Source organism: Eubacterium sp. BL-380-WT-2B, from assembly GCF_009696115.1.
GTDB lineage: Bacteria > Bacillota > Clostridia > Eubacteriales > Eubacteriaceae > Eubacterium > Eubacterium callanderi.
This window is the reverse complement of record NZ_VUMP01000002.1, coordinates 72119-93080: the sequence shown is the minus strand read 5'-3', so window position 1 is coordinate 93080 and position 20962 is coordinate 72119. Positions and strand designations below refer to the sequence as shown.

Genomic DNA, 20962 nt, shown 5'->3' with positions numbered 1-20962 from the left:
CTAAAAGTCCTTTAAAGCTGCTTTTCTTTTTTCCAGAAACGCACTCATACCCTCTTTTTTGTCATTTGTAGAAAACGCCAGACCAAAAAGATCTGATTCAAATCTGCAACCTGAAGCCAAGTCAACATCCATACCGGTATTGATAGCAGATTTTGCCAGTGCTACGGCATAGCTCGCTTTACTGATGATTTTTTCTGCCATTTTCAAGCAGGTGCTCATTAATTCATCTTTTGGAACAACTTTATTGGCTAAACCAATCCGGTATGCCTCCTGTGCATCAATTTGATCGGTTGTAAAAATCAGTTCTTTCGCTCTTCCTTTTCCTACAAGTCTCGGTAAACGTTGAGTGCCTCCAAAGCCAGGAAGGATTCCAAGATTTACCTCAGGCTGGGCAAACTTCGCATTATCAGCTGCAATACGAATATCGCAGGCCATAGACAACTCACAACCGCCCCCTAAAGCGTAGCCGTTAACCGCTGCGATGGTCACCTGCGGAATATTTTCAAGCTTAGCAAACGTTTCATGGGCCAGCAGGCACATCTGCCGACCTTCCACCGGAGTGCCATTCACCATTTCTGCAATATCTGCACCTGCAACAAAAGCTTTCTCGCCAGACCCGATTACGATTACAACTTTAATGTCTTTACGTTCCTCGATTTCACTTACAAGCTGCTTTAATTCTGAAAGGGTTTCGCTATTCAGAGCATTGAGCGCTTTTGGACGATTAATTGTAATCACACCAACTTCATTTTCCACATTAAATAATAAATTGTTCATTGTAGAACCCCCTAAAAATAATCTATTTTATGTAAAAATCTTGGATGTACATATTTTGTATAAAAATAGATAGCACGCAAATTATATAAGCTATAAAAAACCGCCTTTCGACGTTTCCTTATAAAAATACTTTGTATGCAAATTACTCGTTGGCTATAATATACACCCTATAACATTTTCTGTCAAGATATTTTCAAATTTTTTTAAAATTCTTAAAAAAATACCACCATCAATACATTGGGAGACCATTGATGGTGGAGAGAGGGGACTTATAAGAGAATAAATCCTATACATTTTATATTTTACACCGTATTCGAAAAAAAAGATATATGTAAAAAGTGCAAATTTCATTTTTTTATAAACTTGTTCTTATTTTATGCATAAAATACCCTTTTAAAATTATCTTTTTTTCTTCACACATTACCATTTTCCTGAAAATATACTCATAGCTCTCAAGCATCGCTAAAATAAAAAAACATACTCCTTTGTACATTTTAATTACTATTTTCATTTTATAATAATTTCCACGAAAAGATATACTTTAACGACCAGAAAAAAATCACTCACGATACGGCAAAATAAGTGTTTCAAATGCTTTTTCAGGTGCTGTTTAAAACATTAAACCTGATATAAATCAAATTTTATCTGAGGAAAATTTAAAGCAGAGTCCATTATCGAAATAGGCCTGCTTTTATTATATGGCAAAATTTATTAACAGAGGCGTAAGGTAGCTCTCGATCAGCGCCGCAATAATCAGCAGCGGAACAATGATCAGCAAATATGTTCTCAGCACATTAATAAGCTCTTCCTTTAACCGGATACCTGAATCAGATTTACAGACAACGAGACACAGTGTTTTACAAATGTAGAACCCCAAAGAAATTCCCAAAAATAACGCAGTCAGCTCAAAAATACCATGGGGCAAAATTCCAAACACAATCATCTTTCCAACTGAGGCAGCTCCCGTCATTTTTACCATTGCAAAGACAACGGACAATGAAGCCGCGTTAATAAGAACAACCCATACCGGTAGGAATAAGAAAGGCATAAAGCCCAGCAGTATTGATATGGTTGTGGCCTGGAGATTATTAAAAAACAGACTTCCAGATGCTATGCTGCCATCCGCATTCAATATATCTTTACTTAAAATGGCTTCTGTAAACGCCTTGAACAGCGCTTCAACTGCTTCTTGATGCCCCAGCAGCACAAAATAAAGCAGGACGCTGAATCCTACAAACACAAGTGCTAAAGTAATAAAAATCCAAAGGATTTTTGATTTTAAAAATTTCCCTATCTGAAGATACTGCTCTTTAACAAAATTCATCAGTTTTCTCCTTGTGACTATATTAACTCCATTATACTTGCATTTTCTTCAAAGCGCAATGATTTTAAAACAATAAAAGCACCCCAAACGAGGTGCTTCACTTAAGCTTCTACAATTCTCAAGTTATAAATTCCATGATAGACATCATCTGCCTTATCTAAATGTAAAAAGCCCGCTGTTTTTTCTCCCAGCACATTTTTAAAGCTGCATTTAATATCAACGTTCTTCGCTGAAGTCAGTGGAATGTACAGGTCAATTCCAACAGTATTATGCGGCGGTATGAGCAACGCATGATCCATACTCTTTGTTCCCTTTATCTCTTCGTTTAAAGCTTCGAGACCAATGCTGATAACCGGCAAATCACTTTCATTTTTAAGATGGCACGGAATCTTTACCCAATCTGTTTTTTTATTAATTGGAATTACCAGTTGTTTATGATGCTCCAAGTCTCCTGGCATTGGAAGACTCTCAACCTTTTTTCCATTTTTGGGGTACAACGTAATAAAAGACAGCTTCGCAACATCGATCGGTTCTTTTCCCTTCTTTTTTACAGCACCAGATCCTCTGTTGACATAAAATGCACTGAACGATAAAGTCAATGTTCCGGCATAAATTAATAGCCCAGTAAAGATCATAACCCATTGGTTGATATGATATGCATTAAACCAGGCGTTTCGCATGTCACCGCAGAGAATAAACACGAACGCCAAAATAAATGGAAAAACTGCCATAAGGATCAGCATACGAAACAAAAATTGGTTTTCATCCTCCTTTTTAAATTTAAAAAAGAAATATCCTCCAGCTAAAATAAACGGAAGCATTAAAACCAAAAGATTCCGTATACCAAAACCGACCAACAGAATCAATACGCAAATAACAGCATACAGTCTGCTGAACCATTCTTCTTCATAAAGATTTTTCATTCTATATACAAACGCTCCTTCAGAACTTTTTCTCTATTTTAGCACACTTGATTTAATCTGTCTGAAAAAACAAAAGGAATTTAATATTTAAGCGTTTTCCGTTTTATTCTATGAGTTCTTTTATCAGTGCTATCAGCGCGTTCTCACACTCTTCAATGGCAAAATTTTCTGTTTTCAAATATTCAAAATAAGTGGCCGACCTGGCGCAGGTGATAAGAACAGCTTTTTCCAGCAGTTCTCTGAAGACCGTCATTTCATTGGGGACAGCATTAAAATTCTCCCGCTTCATAAAATAGTCAAGGTCAATATCCAAAATTAAAGGCAAGGACTCACGGCCATTGAAGATTGATAAATCAAATTCTGCTGCACAAAACATTTCATCGTTTAGTGTCCCAAACTTTTTTTCAGGCACCAGGTAATGCTTTCCCGTAGCGTAACAATGCTTTTCCATGCAATTAATCATATGATAATCAATAAGATACCCCAATTCCATGGCCGTATTAATATGCTCATCATTTCGCATTAAGGGCATCTTATCAGCTAAAGTCTCTAACTCCAAAGGATTAACTGCTTCCAAAATTTTTTTCTGAAATAAAGAAAACAGCTTCTCTTCCCTTTCGGGATCAATGGCCATTGCTTTTTGGTAAGCGTGCAGCCAAAAAGGCGGATTGGTGTCAGGATGGTAATCAATACTGACTAATACTCCTGGCATTCCGCGTTTTAGAACTTCTCTGGCCCATACCAGCAATGCATATTGATGGTTATCTACGATATACATCTTTTTTTCACGGAAAGGAATAATCCTCAAATTTTCTTTTTTTAAAAACTCATCAACCATAATTTTCTTCCATATATTGGTTTAAAAGTATCAGGACATCTTCTTTTGTACATACCTTGAAAATTTCATTTCTCAAATTAGTCGCGTTCTTCAGGCCCTTTGTGTAAGCAGCCAAATGCTTTCGCATCTCCTTGATGGCTACCTCTGGCCGCTTCATCATACCTACCAGTTCAACATGCTTAATGGCAGTTTGAATCCGTTCTTCCGGAGATGGTACCGGCAGTGTTTCACCTGTAGAGAGCCGATGATTGATCTCACGAAAAATAAAGGGATTACCGACTGAGGCCCGGCCAATCATCACAGCATCACATCCAGTGGTTTCAAAGGCCTGGACAGCCTTTTCACCACTGTCTATATCGCCATTCAAAATTATTGGGATTCTGCTGTTCTTTTTGACTTCCTCAATAATTTTCCAGTCAGCTTTTCCTGAATAAAAAGCATCTCGCGTTCTACCATGAATGGTATGGGCATCGGCTCCTGCTTCCTCAAGAATTTCAGCCACTTCTCTTACATTTACACTCTGGGCGTCCCAGCCGATACGCGTTTTGATAATAACAGGTTTTTCACTTACTTTTTTTATTGCCCGGATAACCGCTCCCAAACGTTCTGGGTTTCGCATTAACGCTGATCCTTCGCCATTTTTAACAATTTTAGGCGCCGGACACCCTGCGTTAAAATCTAGAAACGCAAACGCAGTGGCATTAATATATTTTTCTACAACTTCACTTAATATTTCAGGCTCTGAGCCAAAAAGCTGGATTCCTGCAGGCGCTTCCTCGTCACAGGTCAGCATTAATTCAGCGGTCTTTTTATCTTTGTAATAAAGCCCCTTGCCGCTGATCATTTCACTGAAAACAGCACCTGCTCCATATCTTTTAGCAATCAAACGAAATGGCAGGTTAGTATAACCTGCCATCGGTGCTAGAAATATACGGTTTTTTATCTCTATATTTCCTATTTTAAACATCTATCTTCCTCTGGATGTCTTTATGTTTTTATCATGAATGATCTTAAGGCCTTTTAGTGAAAGCTGGGGATCAAAAATATCGATGGCTCTTGTCTCTTCGTGGAACATTCTTCCATAGCCCCCTGTTGCAACCACCTTAACCCCTTTTATACCTATTTCTTCGATCATTCTTGAGACAATATACTCGACCTGGCCAATATAACCATAAACCAAACCAGCCTGCATACTGGTAACGGTGTCTTTTCCCAATATCGAAACGGGCTTTTCAATCGCGATATTGGGAAGCTGGGCGGCGTTCCTGAAAAGTGCCTCAGCTGAAATCTGTATCCCAGGTGAAGTGACCTTAGCCACAAACGCACCGTTTTTATCAACATAATCATACGTGGTCGCTGTACCAAAATCCAAGACAATGACTGGTCCGCCATAAAGATTATATGCCGCTACAGCATCGATAATCCGGTCCGCACCTACTTCTGCCGGATCACTGGTCTGGATCGGCATCCCTGTTTTTATTCCTGGCCCCACTACCAAAGGCTCAACATTAAATAATTTTTTTACTCCATTATTCAAAGAATACATAATATTCGGGACTACAGAAGCTGCTATCACACTTTCGACTTCATGGTAATCCAGATGATCATTTTCAAAAAATCCCTGAAACATCACTGCATATTCATCAGAGGTCCTGGGCGTTTTTGAAACAAATCGCCAGGAGCAGAGGATTTCGTCGTCTTTAAAGACCCCGATTTCTGTATTTGTGTTTCCTACATCAATGACTAAAATCATGCGCTATTCTACCTCTGTCTACTTAGGATTTTTTTTCTGGAGAACCTTCCCCATAAACTTCATCTTCTGAACAACAAAGCGCTGGTGTGTTCCTTCACCAATTTTTTGAACGGTATCCCAGGCTTCTACTGTAAAGTCCAAACGTCTGCTTTCAATATTGGAAAGCACTACCTTTATGCGCACCTTCATTCCTACCGGTGTGGCGGCAATGTGGTTTAAATTAATGTTGACCCCAACGGTTGTCTGCTCATCGGGCAGGCACAGCTCAGCCATCTCATAGGCCGCATTCTCGGCCCATGCCACTAAAATCGGAGTTGCCAGGACCTCAAGTCCTCCACTTCCCATTGCCTGAGCTGTCTCAGTACGGGTTACCATATAATCTTTTTTAAGCTCCATACCAACTTTAAGTTCTTGCATCTTAATTGTTCCCTTCTTTTATTGGTCGTCTATTAGCGAAAAAAGCCGTTATTGCTAACGGCTTTTTTGTTTATTTACTTTTTAAACTTCCGGAACCGGATCACCTATATTACCTTCGTCCAAAGGTTTGCCATCATCTAAAGGCAACCGGCTGTACATCGCTCTGAATTCTTCACCGGTAATGGTGTTAACTTCCAGAAGATGCTCTGAAATCTCAACCAGCTTATCCTTTTTCTCGGTTAAAATCAAACAGGCTCTCTCAAAGGCTGTCTCGACAATATTTCTAATTTCCTTATCAATAACCGCTGCAACCTCTTCACTGTAATTGCGTGAACGTCCAAGATCTCTTCCTAAGAACACCTCGCCGCCATCGTCATGACCAAAGGTCATTGGGCCAAGATGTTCACTCATACCCCATTCTGTAACCATCTTTCTGGCAATGCTGGTGGCACGTTCAATATCGTTGGAGGCACCTGTGCAGATATCATCAAGGGCAACTTTTTCAGCCGCACGACCGCCAAGCAGACCTGCAATTTTGTCCATCAATTTCCCTTTACTCATATGCTGGCTGTCATCACTCGGGAGCGAAATCGTGTACCCTGCAGCCATGCCGCGCGGAATGATGGAAATTTCATGAACTTCCTCTCCATTATGAAGATATTCCATAACGATAGCGTGTCCAGCTTCGTGATAAGCTGTGATTTTCTGGTCTGACTCAACAACTACCTTGCTCTTCTTTTCAGGGCCTGCAATAACACGCTTAATAGCCTCTTCAAGCTCTACCATCGTAATAACCTTAGCCTTTTTACGGGCAGTCAGCAAAGCTGCTTCATTCATTAAGTTTTCAAGATCGGCGCCAGTAAACCCTGGTGTTCCCTTGGCAATTACACCTAAATCGACAGAAGAATCCAATGGTTTATCTTTCTGGTGAACCTTGAGAATTTCTTCACGGCCTTTAACATCCGGCACACCGACCAATACCTGGCGGTCAAAACGTCCTGGACGCAGTAAAGCCGGGTCAAGGATATCCGGACGGTTTGTCGCGGCAATAACAATAATTCCTTCATTAATGCCAAAACCATCCATTTCAACCAGTAACTGGTTAAGTGTCTGTTCACGCTCGTCGTGCCCACCACCCAGGCCTGCGCCTCTATGACGGCCAACTGCGTCAATTTCATCGATAAAGATAATACAAGGTGCACTCTTTTTTGCTGTTTCAAACAGATCTCTTACTCGTGAAGCACCAACACCTACAAACATCTCAACAAAATCTGAACCAGAAATGATATAGAACGGAACCCCCGCCTCACCTGCAACGGCACGCGCGAGCAAAGTCTTCCCTGTTCCCGGAGGGCCCACCAGAAGAACTCCCTTAGGAATACGTGCTCCAAGCTTGTTATAGCGCTCAGGAGACTTTAAGAAATCAACGATTTCCTCCAGCTCTTCTTTTTCTTCATCTGCTCCCGCTACATTCGCAAAGGTAACCTTCTTATCTGCGTCGGTATGCATTCTCGCCTTGCTTTTACCGAAGGACATAACCTTTCCTCCGCCTCCGCCAGACTGGTTTGCAAACATCATAAAGAAAACAACCATCAGGATAATAATAACCGCTGAAGGAATCAAAGAGATCCACCAGGAATCCTGTGGTTTTGCAACCGTAACATTCATATTCGGATTCTTTTCAATGTTCTGATCCGGGTTTCCTGTAATGTAGTCGCTGATTTGTTCATCAATAAGATATTGTGGCACAATGGCTTCAAAGCTGTCGCCATTCGCAAGCTTCCCTTTTACGGAAGACTGATTAATCTCTATTTCAGAAACCTGTTTTTGGTCCAAATTACTCAACAGTTCACTATATGTTAAAGTTTTAACATCAGACTGCATTGGATTTAAAAAAGTAACTGCGACGATAATAATCAACAAAATCACTAAATAAAACCCTATCATTTTTAGATATTTATTCAAATTCTATCACTCCTTTCATATAAAATAAGTCATTGAATAGTTTCTAATTTCAAATATTATTTTTCTGTTTCTTTCAAAACAGCGATGTACGGCAAATTTCGATATTTTTGATCAAAGTCCATTCCATATCCGACAACAAATTCATCCGGAATGGTAAAGCCTGAGTAATCAGGTTTTATATCCGCCGCCCGGCGGTCCGGTTTGTCAAGCAGGGTACAAACTCTGACATCGGCAGCACCTTGTTCCATAAAGAAATCCAAGATACGCTTTATGGTAAAGCCGCTGTCTACAATATCCTCTACCAGAAGCACGCTTTGGCCCTTTATCTTTTCCGATAAAAGATCATTAACCTTCACTTCTCCTGAAGTGCTGGTACGCGTTCCATAGCTGGACGCCTTGATAAAATCAATTTTGACAGGAATACTCAAGGACCTTATCAAATCAGCAAAAAATAAGATACTTCCCTTTAAGATACAGATTACCAGAAGCTCTTTGTCTGTATAATCGGATGAAATCTTTTTTCCAAGCTCGATGACTCTTTTTTCTATTGTATGCTTTTCTATCAAGATTTTTTCAAAATCAAACGCCAAACTTCTCTCCTATTATTTGGTATTGAACTTTAAGAATGCTTTTGGTTTCAGAGCTTACCTGATACTCCCGGTTGATCGCATATCCCAAAATCCAGATCACTTCTGACCCCACCGCTAACAGTGGAATTGCATTGCGCTTTTCACGCTCAACCTTTCGATCAATGAAATAATCTTTTATCTTTTTTTTACCTGCTATGCCGACAGGATTAAAATAATCACCTGGACGACGATTTCTCAAATAAAGCTTTCCTCTTATTTTACCATAATCAAAATATTTTTCACTATGATTTTTTAATTCTTTTGATTTTTTTATGGAATCATCGGAAATCACCGTCAATTTGATCCACAAACCTTCTTTTGAAAAATAATACGCTTTATCTGGCAGCAATTCATAGCAGCCAATTTCTGGTACAACAGCCTTTTTTTCTTCTATCCAAAAAAGCTCATATCGCCTGACAGCCTGCATACCATGCGGTAAATGAAGCTCCCAGACAGTCTTTTCAGATAAAAGCTGCTCTTTAACACATAGGATATGATTGTACTCTATTTCTTTTAAACTACCCTTAAACTGGAAAACCATCTGACGAAGAAGTTCTTTCTGAAGAAGCGGAACCTGTAACCGCCACATTTCTAAATTAAGATATACCCGATTACTTTTTTTTGTAATCATATATGTACTCAACTCAGCAATAGAATTTTGCAAAAACTGTTCATACTCATGTGCAAGCATGGCAAATTCTGATAAATGCTCTTCAACCCTTGGATTGATCTCCCTGAGCATCGGAACGATTTCCAATCTTAACTTATTTCGAGTAACATCCGTTTCAAAATTAGTATTATCGGTCCGATAGTGCAGACCATTTTTTTTGCAATAAGAAATAACCGTCTTTTTATCCACACACAGTAATGGGCGGATTATGTTGCTTTCTCCCTTTGTTTCAGAAAGCATTCCTGCCGCTCCTTTTACACCGGTGCCTCGAATCAGACGCATTAAAACTGTTTCTGCCTGATCATCAAGATGATGCCCTAAAGCCAGTTTATTATACGCTTCCGAGCTTTGAAGTTCTTTAAAAAAAGCATATCTTGCTTCTCTTCCAGCCTCTTCAAGCGAAATTTTATTCTTTTTTGCCAACTGAATAACATCTACAGATTTATCATAAAGTAAAACAGACTGCTTAATGCAGAATTGTTTTACAAAAGCATGATCTTCTTCTGCCGCCTTCCCCCTGATCTCATGGTTCAAATGTGCGGCTGCAATTTCAACATTCAAAACCCCTTGATACTTTTTCAAAAAATACAACAAGGCCAGCGAATCAGCTCCACCGGATACTCCGATTAGAATGCGATCGCCGGCCATTATCAGTCCGTTATCAGAAATGTATTGTAAAAGCTTTTCTTCCATGACAATTTAACGCTCATCTCAAAGTTCAATTAATTCTGAATAAAAAAATGGTGGTCGCTATAGGGCTCGAACCTATGACCCCCTGCTTGTAAGGCAGGTGCTCTCCCAGCTGAGCTAAGCGACCACATACAAAATTAAGATATTAACTTTTCAAAACAAAATGGTGACCCCTGGGGGATTCGAACCCCCGTAACCGCCGTGAAAGGGCGGTGTCTTAACCGCTTGACCAAGGGGCCGGAACTAATTCTAACATCTTGTTATTAAATTAATGGTAGCGGCGAACGGAGTCGAACCGCTGACACTACGGGTATGAACCGTATGCTCTAGCCAACTGAGCTACGCCGCCATAATTTAAAAATTTGGTTGCGGGGGCAGGATTTGAACCTACGACCTCCGGGTTATGAGCCCGACGAGCTACCAAGCTGCTCCACCCCGCGACAATATAATAGACGCATTCGCGTCTTACAAATGATGGTGCCGGAGATCGGAATCGAACCGATACGATCGAAAAGGATCGCAGGATTTTAAGTCCTGTGCGTCTGCCAGTTCCGCCACTCCGGCACTCAGTGTGGCTGCCTCATTTCTGAGGACAAGTGTTATTATACAGTCTGCGAAACTTAATGTCAACACTTTTTTAATTTTTTTTTCGTTTATTTTTCATTCGCAAAAAAACGGCTGTATGCTGCGCCTTCCAGATTATCATAGTCACAGACAACAAACGAATCTTTTCTAGTAACCGTCAAAATATTATCGAGGATGCTGGTACCCGCGATGATGATATCTGCCCGCTTTGCTTCCAGTCCAACGATCTGGCGGCGTTCATCAATTGTTTTTGACGAAAGGTTCTGGATAATTGTTTCAAGCTCTGCCTTGGTGACAATGCTCTGATGCACCTGTTCGCTGTCATAAATTTTCAATTTCTGTTTGATTGTGGATACTGTTGTCGCTGTTCCTCCAATACCAATGAGTTTATAAGGCTTATAGCCTTCATAATCAGCAAGCGCTTTCTCAAGCGCTTCAGCAGCATTTTGATTTAATTGATTCAGTTCTTCCGCTTCGGGGGGATCATTCTCAATAAAAGCTTCTGTGGAACGGACGCTGCCAATATTCAGACTTTTCATTTTCATGAGATCTCGGCCTTTACCGTATATCAGCTCTGTGCTTCCGCCGCCAATATCAAAAATAAGCAGACCCTCGTCAAAACATTGTGATACGCCCATAAAGCCATATTCTGCCTCTTTTTCACCTGAAATAATCTCTACCTTCATTCCAAGTTTTTGTAGGGCCATATCAATAAATTCCGAAGAATTTTCAGCATCCCGGAGCGCACTTGTACCAAAAATAAACATTTCCTTAACTTCATAATCTTCAGCGATGCTCTTGTACTCTTCCAAAGCCTCGATATTTCGCTTGATCGCATCTGGGTGAAGGCGTTTTGTCTTATTAACACCCTGACCCATCCGAGTATATCGGACTGACTTATTGACACGAAAGAGCTGCCCCTTTTTATCTTTTCTAAATATCAGCATCCTCGTTGAATTTGTTCCGATATCAATCACAGCTCGATTGATTTTAGGTTGTTTAGGTACACTTGATTCACTCATTCGTTTTCCTCACTTTGCTGCTCATCGCTATTGGAATTATCCTGACTGCTTTCGTCAGTTGTTGGTGTCGGCTGTTCTGCTGGCTGCCCGCTATTATTCTGTCCGTTATTATCTTTGCCCTCTACAGGCACTACAATCTTTTCATCTGGATAATAAAGTCCCAAATATTTTCGTGCAATGAGTTCTATGTAATTTTTTGTTCCAATTTGCTTAATATCTTCATCCAGCTGTTTGCTTTTCTTTTCCGCCTCATCCAGCTTGGATTGAATATCTGCCTTTTGAGCGTTAAGCTGATGAATTTTCATGGCATTGGTTCCAAACAGGGTCCCGACAAAGATCAAAAGCACCAGTGTCACAATAATTGTTCCCATTTTAGGCTTAAAGCGCCTGCGCAGGCCATTTTTTTTCTTTTCTGCCACTGTTTTTTCACCACCTGTTTTTTTATTTATTGTAACACAATCCATTTCATTCAGCTATTATAACCTATAAAACACAGTCAATTCTTAATCTAAAGCTCCCTGTACATTTCTGTTGCTTTATCCTTAGGCGCATGTTCTAACAGCTCCAAAACCTCAATTTTCTGTTCTCCATCACCGTATGCTATTGTGAGAATGTCCCCCACCTTCAGACGGCTTCCAGGCTTGGCTTCTTTTCCATTGATCATGATCCGCCCTCCATCACATGCAGCTTTTCCCATGGTACGTCGTTTAATTAAACGGGCATTTTTTAAAAATTTATCAACTCGCATTGGTTTTCCTTTCTGAAAATCAAAAGAGCCGGAGCAATATTGCTCCGGCTCTCCCTTTGATTATTTGTTTAATTCGTCCTTAAATGCTTTTCCCGCTTTAAATGCTGGAGCTTTTGAAGCAGCAATTTCAATTGGTTCTTTGGTTCTTGGATTTAAACCGGTTCTAGCAGCTCTTTCACGAACATCAAAAGTACCGAAACCTACCAGAGCAACTTTGTCGCCGTCCTTTAAGGCGTCAACAACGGTATCCATAAAAGCACCTAAAGCTTTTTCTGAGTCCTTTTTAGATAATCCCGATTTTTCTGCCATAGCGGCAATTAATTCTGATTTGTTCATTCTTATCCCTCCGTAAAGTGTGATCTTTATGTTTTAATTTTTATGATTATTATTATAATCACGTTTCGCTAAAAAATACAAGCATTTTCTGTATTTTTAGCTAAAAACCTTAGTTTTTTAAGGATTTCACCAGTTGCCACAGTTGTTCAAGGCCATCAAGATCGTAATCAAGCATACTTTTTTGTTCATTTAGGGTAATTTTTTCCATTTCTTTGAAACGCATAATAAACTTTTGAGTCGCTTTGCGCAATGCAATTTCCGGCTGGATTTTCGCCAGACGAACAACATTGACAACGGCAAACAGCAGATCCCCCAGTTCCTCTTCCAATTTATCTGGACATTTTTTTAAAATTTCCACTCTTACTTCTTGTTCTTCCTCAGCAACTTTTTTCAATGCGTCCAAAGGACCTTCCCAATCAAACCCTACCTTAGCTGCCTTGGACTGAACCTTACAGGCCTCCATCAAAGCAGTAAACGCTTTTGGAATACGTTCCATTTCATCTGAAATGGTTTGTGTCTGCTTTTCTGTTTTTTTAATCTCATCCCAATTAGACAGGACCTTTTCAGTTGAAATCTCCTCAGTCGCCATAAAAACGTGGGGATGGCGGCGCACCATTTTTTGGTTGATTCCCTCCAGAACATCATTGAATGTAAAAAGTCCTTCTTCTCTGCCAAGCTGTGCGTGAAATACAATCTGAAAAAGCAGATCTCCCAATTCCTCAATAAGATTCTCTGTATCCTCTGTTTCAATGGCATCCATTACTTCGTAGGTTTCTTCCAGTAAATATGCTTTGAGGCTCTCATGTGTTTGTTTTCTGTCCCATGGGCAGCCTTCTGGACTTCTGAGAATTCCCATAATTTCAAGTAACTTTTGGTAGCTTCTTAAATCATTTTTATCTGGCGGGATATAGAGCGTCGTCAGATGGTTGATTTCCTCAACCCAGTCCATCTGGCACAAAGGAACCTCTTTAATGAGCTCCTGTCCTGGAATACCTGCATTTATAAGTAAAACAACGGGATAATCGTCTGGATAATAATCGAGCAGAGAAAGCTTAACCTCTGAGGCCATATGGCGGTTAAAAACCTGAGTAACCAAATTGCCCATGGTCTTATCTGGAATTTGTTCATTCATTTCAAAGGCATCAATGATCTTCAGCCCATTAACCGGATCTTCTTTCAATGCCGTCATAGAAATATCAACAAAACTTACTCCCGAATAAATCTGATAGCTTATGTCCTTTTCCTGACACTTACGCATCAAATTAATCACACTTTGTTCTCCAAACAATGGATTTCCAGGAACCGCATAGATTAGCGGCTGACCTGCCTCTGCTTTTTTAACGAGCTGTTCCGCGATGCTTTCATAAACATCCTCAAAGCACTCACAGTCTTCATACAATACATCAAAGCTGCAATATGCTATTCCACGTTTCTCCAGCTCTTTGACCACTGGATGGACCGCCGTTCTGAAATAATTTTTATTTTCATTCTGAAGCAACTCCAGTGTTTCTACAGTCAGCTGGCCAAAGGAACCTGGTCCCAGACCGACAATACTAATTTGCGACATAATTTCTCCTCTATCCTAGCGATATAAAATTCCTCTGATTTTCCTGTAAACCGGTTCGATAATTTTCTGTGCTGGCAGAATAGCCATCTCTTCTTCCGTAATTCCACCAATCAAAATCATCAGGAAAAAATACACAGCAACAGCGACCACCACCGCCGTCACCACTGCGATAAAATTCCCAGCGAACATACTGACCACTGCATAAACGCCCCAGGTGGCAAGCCCCATCACAATCGCTGAAACCAGAGGTTTGAAAAGCGTTTGCTTTGCATCCATCTGAAATCCTGTAAAGCGTTTGACGCAGATATAATTGGATATCGTTAAGTATACAAATGTAATCATACTGCTGATCACAATCCCATAAATGTTAAAGGCCGGCACTGCCAGACATATCCACCCTGTTACAAAACGGATAACAATGGCTATGGCAAGATTAATCAACGGCACTCTAAAACGGTCAATGGCCTGAAGGATACTCTGAAAGGTATTGGAGAGCATCATAAAAATGGTCGCGTAAGCGTAATATTTTAAAATTTCCGGCCCATAGGGTGAACCTTGAAAAAGAATGTCAAAAATTCCCTGTGAAAGTACTGAAAGACCAATACAACAAGGCAAAGCCACCATGATCACTAACCGGATAGCCACATCGATTTTATGTCCCATTGCTCTTTTATCCCGAAGTGCAAAAGACTCTGAAATCGCTGGTATCATCGCAACCGCGAGGGTTCCGCTGATAACGAGTGGAATATTGATCAGCGTATCGGCATTGGCAAAATCACCGATCATAGTTGTTGCTGTATGAGCATCAACTCCTGCCAGCGCCAATCTCGGAATATAGATCAACGAGTCAATCATCGAAAACAGTGAGACAATGGCAGAAGTCAGAGTGACCGGAATTGCAATGATAACAAGACGCTTAAATATCTGTTTGCTTGTCAAAGGTACCGGACGGCTTGTTTGTTTTAAAGTCTTTTTATTAGCTGCAGTAAAAGCCCAGTATAAAAACCAGAGAAATAACATCGCAAACAGGCCGCCAGCGGTCGCTCCAAAAACAGCTCCGCCAACGCCCATTCCAACGCCCATTCCACTGGAAACAAAGTACCAGCACAAAAAAACACCTAATCCCACACGAATGATCTGCTCAATAATCTGAGAGATTGCCGTGGGATTCATAATTTGAAAGCCCTGAAAAAAGCCTCTGAAGGATGAGCATACCGCTATAACAAGCGGTGCCATCGCAATGGCCATAATGGCTGGAAAGCTTTCTCCAGGCCAGTTTGCAACGGTAATCAGCCAATCTGCGCCCAGAAAAAGAAAAGCAGTGGATAGCCCACCCATAATCAGCAGTGTCCAGAACGATACCTTAAACACATTATGAGCCGCCAGATAATCCTTGACCGCGATATTTTCAGAGATCATCTTCGAAATTGCCACTGGCAGTCCCACCGTTGAAACCATCAGCAACAAATTATAAACATTTGTGACATTGCTGTATATGCCATTACCATAGCTCCCGACAAGGTTGTATACCGGCACCTTGTAGAACAACCCAAGAAGGCGTGAAAGAATCCCGGCCACTGCCAGAATTGTCGCTCCTTTTAGATAACTGCTCGCTTTTTTACTCACTTGAAAACCTCTTTCAACGAAATAAGTATCATTATAACTTTTTTGCAGTGGATACGCAAATTTAAAAGGCCTGCCTCTCAGCAAGCCTTTAACTTATTATAACTATTGGACTTTCTTTTCATAAACCTGAATATTCAATTCAGATTTCAGCTGATCCATGTAGCTTTCGAGCGTTGTTTTAATAACATAGATATCAATTTTCTCTTTTTTCAACAAATCTTCTTTTAACTTGTTATAGTCCTCTGTACCCTTTTCTTCTTTTACAGCCTTGGTTATTTCATCCTTTTTGTCCTCAAAGCTGGCTTCTCCGGCATCATTTTTATCATAAACATAGATAATGTGGTAACCATACTCTGTTTTTACAGGTTTGCTGACACTGTTTTTTTCCATTCCAAAAGCTGCGTCTGAGAATTCGCTAACCATCTTTTCTTTATTGAAAGCACCCAAATCCGTTGCTTCTTTTACTTTTTCATTGGATTTGTATTCATTCATAATTTTTTCAAAATCTTCTTTTGTCTTTACGTCTTTTGCTTTATCATAAATTTCATTTGCCAGAGCTTCATCCTCCGTCAGAATATGCTCTGCTGAAACGGTGCTTTCATCATAAGAATCCTTATGGTCTTTATAATATTTCCGCAAATCCGTGTCACTGACTTTGACATCTTCCGTCACTTTTGCCTGAATGGCTTGGCCCGCAGCGGTCCCCCTGGCATCTTCTTTTTGATATTCATCGTATTTTTCTTTTGTAAGGAAGTAGTTTTCAAGGTATTGATTCAGCTCGTCATCTGTCTGAAACATCATTTTCTGGATGGACTGTTTTGTCTGAAGTGCATTGTCAATCTCTTCCTGCTTTATTTCAATATTATACTCTTCACAGTACTTAATCAGCGCTTTATTTTGAGCAATTGAGTTGAAAATCGATTTATTTGTTTCTTTTACACTCTCATCGTCTGTCTGAAGTCCTTGTCCGCCTGAATAGTAGGATGTCATTTCCTCGTTAATATAATAATAATTGTAAATTCCACGTTTAATTTCTTCATCATTGATTTTTCCAACAACCTGATCCAGCTCCTCCTCCGGATGCTCTTTAAGATAATCCATATGCTTAGAGTAACACTCGCTGGCATAGCTGTTGTCAACCATGAAGGTTTTCATAAATTGTGTGAAAGAATCATTATTGGTGTTATATTTAGACAGAGTGCTGTCATATTTATTTCCGGCCGATGTTTTTAGGCTGTCCAGCGCAGTTTGAGCCTGGCTTTCAGCCGCCGCCTCATCAATTGTAATGTTATCCTTTTTTGCCTGAGCAGTCATCGCTCCAACCTGAACCAGACTGTCCAGCAAATCTTTCTTAAATTCAGTCAGTTTGGATCCTGTGGGCATAGTACTTCCGTTTGCCGTGTAATACAGGTCATAATACGCCATATAATTGTTAAAAGACTCTTTTGTCATAGACTGTCCATCAATCTCTGCTATAACCTGCTGTTTATCCTTTTCTGGATTGACAGAAACCAATGAACAACCGGTTGTCAGTGTTGTAATCCCCAGCGTAACCGCTAAAGCCAATACAACTCCCCTGATCTTATTTTTATGCATTTTGCTCTCCTTAAAAATTGTGATTTTTATATTTTAACATATTTTATCTTAATGACATCTTAATTATTTCAAATCCTCAAAAAATGAAATAATTTCTTTTAAAATATCTTTATCCTTGACTGATGACAAGTTAAAACTCCAGCACGCTTCATTGCCTTTTCCCGCTTTAAATTTTACTTTATATTTACGTATTAATTCCGGCATTTTTTCAGCATCCGGGACAAAAACTTCCTTTTTTTCACTAAAGGTGAGATAAATAAACTGCCCCTTTTGTTTAATCTCTTTGATCCCGATGGATGAAGCCATGTTTTTAATCATAGCAATAGACATCAGATTATAAACACCATTTGGTATATCCCCAAAACGGTCGAGGAGCTCTTCTTCAAAATCATCATAATCCTCAATCGTTTTAATAAATGTAAGTTTTTTATAGATGTCATATTTCAGCTCTTCGCTGCTGATATAGCGTTCGGGAATATAGCCGTCTATGTCCAGATTGATACGAATTGGCTCTTCAGTTTCTACTTCTACACCGTCCATACGTTTACTGATAGCTTCTTCCAAAATACGACAATACAGCTCATAACCAATTTTAAATAAGTGCCCCGACTGCTCTGCTCCCAGAATATTGCCGGCTCCGCGTATTTCAAGATCTCGCATGGCTACCTTAAATCCCGATCCAAAGGCTGTAAAATCCTTAATGGCTTTTAAACGCTTTTGTGCAACTTCGGTCAAAATTTCTTTTTTGTGGGTAACATAAGCATAAGCCTGAACATCCGATCTTCCGACACGCCCTCTCAGCTGGTAAAGCTGTGAAAGGCCGAAATGATCCCCCTCGTCTATGATCATGGTATTGGCGTTTTTAACATCCAATCCAGACTCAACAATGGTCGTTGTCACCAAAATATCAAAATCATGATTCAAAAAATCAACCATAATATCCTCAAGCTCACTACCGCTCATCCGTCCATGGGCCACAACAATTCTCGCGTCTGGCACAAGGCTCTGTACATCAATGGCAACCTCATGGATATCGTGAACACGGTTATGAACATAATAAACCTGTCCTCCACGGCCAAGCTCGCGGTTGATGGCGTCCTGGATAATCAGCGGGTTATAAGCCATAACGTAAGTTTGAACTGGCCTCCTTCCTTCTGGAGGCTCTTCAATGACACTCATATCACGCACACCCGTCATCGACATATGCAGTGTACGCGGGATCGGGGTTGCGCTTAAGGTTAAAACATCGACATTCTGCTTTAACTGTTTTATTTTTTCTTTAGACCGTACCCCAAAGCGCTGCTCCTCATCAATAATAAGCAGCCCAAGGTCTTTAAATTGAACATCCTGGGATAACAGGCGGTGTGTGCCGATAATCATGTCCAGCTTGCCAAGCGCTAAATCCCCCAAAATTTTCTTTTGCTGTCCAGAGGTTCTGAAACGGCTGATCACCTCTACACTGATAGGATATTTTCGAAACCTCTCTAAAACGGTATTGTAGTGCTGCTGTGCCAAAATCGTTGTCGGAACCAGCATTGCCACCTGTTTTCCTTCCATGACAGCTTTGAAAGCGGCCCGCAAGGCTACCTCAGTCTTTCCATATCCAACATCACCACATAAAAGGCGATCCATTGGTATTTCCGATTCCATATCCGCCTTGATCTCTTCAACACAGCGCAGCTGATCTTCTGTTTCAACATAAGGGAAATCATCCTCAAACTCTTTTTGCCAGGAAGTATCCGGACTAAAGGCATATCCCTTCATCGAACGTCTTTTGGCATACAGAGCGATGAGCTCATCGGCCATATCCTCGACTGCTTTTTGGGCTTTATTTTTAGCCTTCTGCCAATCGGGATTTCCCATCTGGTTAACCTTTGGCTTTTTATCGCCGCCCGTACCTATATAAACCTGGACGGAATCCATCTGCTCTACTGGAATATAAAGCCTGGCATCTCCGGCATACTCGATTACCATCAGGTCTTTGGTTACATTGTCAATTGTCAGCTGCTCAATTCCCCGGTATATCCCAATACCATGCACATCATGGACAACATAATCCCCTACGTGTAACTCGGCAAAGGAATCAATCTTTCTTCCTTTGTGTTTTTTCTTTCTCTGCGAGGTGCGCTTTTCTTTAAATATCTCAGACTCATTAATGTAGACAACTTTTTCATCTTCCATTTCAAAGCCTTCGGAAATTTCGCCAACTGAAAGCTGCACACCTGGCCCTTCATTCTCAACAAAATTAAAGACCTCCTGGTCTACCAGGTATTGCTTGACCGTTTCACGGGTCTTATCAGTTTTACAACAGATATGGATCCGGTATCCTAAGGTAAGCCGCCGGTTTAAAAAATCTAAAAATAATGGAAACTGGCCCGCAAAGCTTTCAAGATCTCGGGAATTCATATCCAGATTCATTCCTTTTTTTGCTCTGCTGTTAAAAAGATATTCTTTAATTGCCGGACAGCCTTCCAGGCTTTTTTCAATATGGTGGAATGTAAAAAACTTGTTTTTTTCCTCAGGCAGAATGTATCCTTGTGTTATAAGCGACTCATAATCCAGCCATGTTTTTTTGATAAAAATATCATAGGTTTCCTTGATCCGCGTATATTCATCCCAAATAACAATATTTTTCCCCACATAATCCATAAAGGAGTCGTTTTCCTTAATAAAGGTAAACAGGGTTTCGTCATATTGAGCGCCTTCCTGCTCCAGCTTTTCAACAAGCTCCATATAAAGCTCATTTCCATCATATTTTTTATGGATCATTTTAAAAATTCTCTGCCGTTCTTCCTCAGACAAAACGATTTCTTTTGCAGGGGCTATCCGAACATTTTCTATCTGATCATATGAAAGCTGGCTGTCAACATCAAAAAGACGCATTGAGTCCACTTCATCATCAAAAAACTCAATACGGACAGCATCTTCGGAGGTTACGTTATAGATATCTAAAATTCCGCCACGCAGTGCAAACTGCCCCTTCGACTCTACCTGATAAACTCTCTCATACCCCAAATTCACAAGCCTTACGACCAATGCTTCCAGATCAAAGGTATCACCGTTATTAATTGAGAAAAACAGCGCTTCCATCGCTTCTTTGGGTACCATTTTTTTCAAAATACTGTCGATTGATGCTACAATGATATGTTTTTTTTCTGAAAACAGTTTTTCGATCACGGTCATACGCTGATGGGCAATATCCTGACTATGAGCATCCGAAAAATAATCATGAACCGGCTCCAATGGATAATATAGCACCCCGGTATCTCTGAACTTTCTCAAAATTTCAGCCTTTTTTTGAGCATCTCTGTCGGAATGGGTGATAAACAAAACATTCGTATCAAAATGTTCATAGGTCAAAAGTGTTAAAAAACCTTTTAGCCCCGTCTTGACATTTGAGAGATTAACCCCTATGGATTCTTCAATGGCTTCAAATATTTTTTCGATTTTAGGCGTTCCTTTTAAGTCATTAAACAGTCGATCCATTTCCTCTCCT

The 20962-nt window shown here is 40.2% G+C and carries 18 protein-coding genes and 5 tRNA genes; all 23 read right to left on the bottom strand.

Annotation, left to right across the window (positions count from 1 at the left end):
- Window positions 1-777 carry an enoyl-CoA hydratase-related protein gene (locus tag FYJ53_RS03380; protein ID WP_013382036.1) on the bottom strand — a complete coding sequence of 259 codons (777 nt, stop codon included), beginning with the start codon at window positions 775-777 and terminating at the stop codon, window positions 1-3.
- Window positions 778-1471: 694 nt separating this feature from the next.
- Window positions 1472-2101, bottom strand: coding sequence for a stage II sporulation protein M (locus tag FYJ53_RS03375; RefSeq protein ID WP_154556987.1), 630 nt, complete (start codon window positions 2099-2101; stop codon window positions 1472-1474).
- A gap of 101 nt (window positions 2102-2202) precedes the next feature.
- Window positions 2203-3024 (bottom strand): hypothetical protein, encoded by an 822-nt coding sequence (locus FYJ53_RS03370; RefSeq protein ID WP_013382039.1) that lies wholly within the window; start codon window positions 3022-3024, stop codon window positions 2203-2205.
- 103 nt (window positions 3025-3127) lie between these two features.
- On the bottom strand, window positions 3128-3862 hold the full coding sequence (locus FYJ53_RS03365; RefSeq protein WP_154556986.1) for a UPF0489 family protein: 735 nt from the start codon (window positions 3860-3862) through the stop codon (window positions 3128-3130).
- Window positions 3855-4829: a tRNA dihydrouridine synthase DusB gene (dusB, locus tag FYJ53_RS03360; RefSeq protein ID WP_073382108.1), complete on the bottom strand. Its 975-nt coding sequence runs from the start codon at window positions 4827-4829 to the stop codon at window positions 3855-3857. Before dusB ends, FYJ53_RS03365 begins: the two co-directional genes overlap by 8 nt.
- Complete coding sequence (locus FYJ53_RS03355; protein ID WP_013382042.1) at window positions 4830-5615, bottom strand: type III pantothenate kinase; 786 nt, start codon at window positions 5613-5615, stop codon at window positions 4830-4832.
- Between the two features lie 18 nt (window positions 5616-5633).
- The gene (locus FYJ53_RS03350; protein ID WP_013382043.1) at window positions 5634-6032 is read right to left on the bottom strand and encodes a thioesterase family protein; all 399 of its coding nucleotides are present in this window, start codon (window positions 6030-6032) and stop codon (window positions 5634-5636) included.
- Window positions 6033-6113: 81 nt separating this feature from the next.
- The gene (gene ftsH, locus FYJ53_RS03345; RefSeq protein WP_013382044.1) at window positions 6114-7997 is read right to left on the bottom strand and encodes an ATP-dependent zinc metalloprotease FtsH; all 1884 of its coding nucleotides are present in this window, start codon (window positions 7995-7997) and stop codon (window positions 6114-6116) included.
- Window positions 7998-8053: 56 nt separating this feature from the next.
- A complete protein-coding gene (hpt, locus tag FYJ53_RS03340; protein WP_013382045.1) occupies window positions 8054-8587 on the bottom strand; it encodes a hypoxanthine phosphoribosyltransferase in 534 nt (177 codons plus the stop codon).
- A complete protein-coding gene (gene tilS / locus FYJ53_RS03335) occupies window positions 8577-9989 on the bottom strand; it encodes a tRNA lysidine(34) synthetase TilS (protein ID WP_154556985.1) in 1413 nt (470 codons plus the stop codon). The genes hpt and tilS overlap by 11 nt, the downstream gene beginning before the upstream one ends.
- A gap of 48 nt (window positions 9990-10037) precedes the next feature.
- Window positions 10038-10113, bottom strand: a tRNA-Val gene (locus FYJ53_RS03330).
- A 37-nt stretch (window positions 10114-10150) separates the two neighbouring features.
- Window positions 10151-10225: transfer RNA gene (locus FYJ53_RS03325), tRNA-Glu, on the bottom strand.
- Between the two features lie 33 nt (window positions 10226-10258).
- Window positions 10259-10335, bottom strand: a tRNA-Met gene (locus FYJ53_RS03320).
- 14 nt (window positions 10336-10349) lie between these two features.
- A tRNA-Met gene (locus FYJ53_RS03315) sits at window positions 10350-10426 on the bottom strand.
- 35 nt (window positions 10427-10461) lie between these two features.
- Window positions 10462-10550: transfer RNA gene (locus FYJ53_RS03310), tRNA-Leu, on the bottom strand.
- A gap of 89 nt (window positions 10551-10639) precedes the next feature.
- Entirely contained in the window at window positions 10640-11593 is a 954-nt protein-coding gene (locus FYJ53_RS03305; RefSeq protein WP_090413075.1) for a Ppx/GppA phosphatase family protein, read from the bottom strand.
- Window positions 11590-12012, bottom strand: a complete 423-nt coding sequence (locus FYJ53_RS03300; RefSeq protein WP_159435599.1) for a septum formation initiator family protein — start codon at window positions 12010-12012, stop codon at window positions 11590-11592. The genes FYJ53_RS03305 and FYJ53_RS03300 overlap by 4 nt, the downstream gene beginning before the upstream one ends.
- Before the next feature lie 89 nt (window positions 12013-12101).
- Window positions 12102-12341 (bottom strand): RNA-binding S4 domain-containing protein, encoded by a 240-nt coding sequence (locus FYJ53_RS03295; protein WP_154556984.1) that lies wholly within the window; start codon window positions 12339-12341, stop codon window positions 12102-12104.
- Window positions 12342-12401: 60 nt separating this feature from the next.
- Window positions 12402-12677, bottom strand: a complete 276-nt coding sequence (locus tag FYJ53_RS03290; protein ID WP_013382050.1) for an HU family DNA-binding protein — start codon at window positions 12675-12677, stop codon at window positions 12402-12404.
- A gap of 109 nt (window positions 12678-12786) precedes the next feature.
- Window positions 12787-14244, bottom strand: a complete 1458-nt coding sequence (mazG, locus tag FYJ53_RS03285) for a nucleoside triphosphate pyrophosphohydrolase (RefSeq protein WP_154556983.1) — start codon at window positions 14242-14244, stop codon at window positions 12787-12789.
- 15 nt (window positions 14245-14259) lie between these two features.
- Entirely contained in the window at window positions 14260-15870 is a 1611-nt protein-coding gene (locus FYJ53_RS03280) for a polysaccharide biosynthesis protein (protein WP_320074936.1), read from the bottom strand.
- A gap of 102 nt (window positions 15871-15972) precedes the next feature.
- Window positions 15973-17466 carry a peptidyl-prolyl cis-trans isomerase gene (locus FYJ53_RS03275; protein ID WP_154556982.1) on the bottom strand — a complete coding sequence of 498 codons (1494 nt, stop codon included), beginning with the start codon at window positions 17464-17466 and terminating at the stop codon, window positions 15973-15975.
- A 63-nt stretch (window positions 17467-17529) separates the two neighbouring features.
- Window positions 17530-20952 (bottom strand): transcription-repair coupling factor, encoded by a 3423-nt coding sequence (mfd, locus tag FYJ53_RS03270; protein ID WP_154556981.1) that lies wholly within the window; start codon window positions 20950-20952, stop codon window positions 17530-17532.
- Between the last annotated feature and the right edge of the window lie 10 nt (window positions 20953-20962).